Annotated in this window: 1 protein-coding gene and 1 pseudogene; both read right to left on the reverse strand. The window is 61.3% G+C overall.

From position 1 onward, the window contains the following. A pseudogene (locus tag QCE49_RS33635) lies at positions 1-132 on the reverse strand (electron transfer flavoprotein subunit alpha/FixB family protein); the annotation flags it as partial. Between the two features lie 2 nt (positions 133-134). Then, positions 135-447, reverse strand: a 313-nt coding sequence (locus QCE49_RS33640) for an electron transfer flavoprotein subunit beta/FixA family protein (protein WP_409017633.1), incomplete at its 5' end; no start/stop codon positions are given.

The following is a 447-nucleotide window of genomic DNA, read 5'->3' on the forward strand; positions in this document are numbered from 1 at the left end:
CGCGCCCTGCGCGTTCGAGCCCGCGATCAGCACATGCACATCGCCACCAATCTTCGATGCCGCTGCAACCGTGTTCAGCGTCGCTGCCTTGATCGACGCATTGTCGTGTTCTGCAATTACGAGAATCGTCATGTTCAGATCACCTTCGCTTCGGTTTTCAGTTTTTCGACCAGCGTCTTCACGTCGGGCACCGTGATGCCCGCGCTGCGCTTCGGCGGCTCGACGACTTTCAGCGTCTTCAGACGCGGCGCGACATCGACGCCGAGATCGGCCGGCTTCACCGTCGTCAGCGGCTTCTTCTTCGCCTTCATGATGTTCGGCAGCGTCACGTAGCGCGGCTCGTTCAGGCGCAGATCGGTCGTGACGACTGCGGGCAATTTCAGCGACAGCGTTTCGGCGCCGCCATCGACTTCGCGCGATACCGTGGCTTTGCCATCGGCAACGACG

The sequence above is a fragment of the Caballeronia sp. LZ008 genome (assembly GCF_031451435.1).
GTDB classification, from domain to species: Bacteria; Pseudomonadota; Gammaproteobacteria; order Burkholderiales; family Burkholderiaceae; genus Caballeronia; species Caballeronia zhejiangensis.